Genomic DNA, 439 nt, shown 5'->3' with positions numbered 1-439 from the left:
TCCTGAACGTGTTCGTGAAGGCGTCCGACACCGCACGCGCCCGCCGGATCAGCAGGCGCAACGAGATCGGACCCGAGGAGGCCGCCCAGCTCGTCAAGGCCGACGACGAACTCCGGGCACGCTTCGTCCGCTGTTCTACGGCACCGACTGGGCCGACGAATCCGCCTACGACCTCGTCGTCGACACCTCCGACGCACCCGACGCCGAGGCGATCGCCCAGATCACCGAAGCCGTTCAGACCATGCCCAGGCCGGCTCCCCAGAGCCAGGCCGCGCACCTCAAGGTCGACCAGGTGCTGGCCGAGACCGTCGCGAAAGCGATCATCCCCCGCGGCCAGGGCTGACCGACCCGACTACCCCACTCGATCACTGAACGCGGTCGGCGGCACGAAGAGCAGGGCGATCGCGGCAGCCAGCGCGGTGAGTCCGCACACCGTCCA

1 protein-coding gene is annotated in these 439 nt (G+C 69.2%); it reads left to right on the top strand.

What is annotated here, in order from left to right; all coding sequences use genetic code 11:
• On the top strand, nt 1-343 hold a 343-nt coding region (locus BN358_RS26955; protein WP_040583505.1), incomplete at its 5' end, for a hypothetical protein.
• Nucleotides 344-439 lie beyond the last annotated feature (96 nt).

Origin of the sequence: Sedimentibacter sp. B4 (genome assembly GCF_000309315.1) — a bacterium.
Lineage (GTDB): Bacteria > Bacillota > Clostridia > Tissierellales > Sedimentibacteraceae > Sedimentibacter > Sedimentibacter saalensis.
The sequence above is the reverse complement of the archived record's forward strand: the minus strand, read 5'-3'. Positions and strand labels throughout refer to the sequence as shown.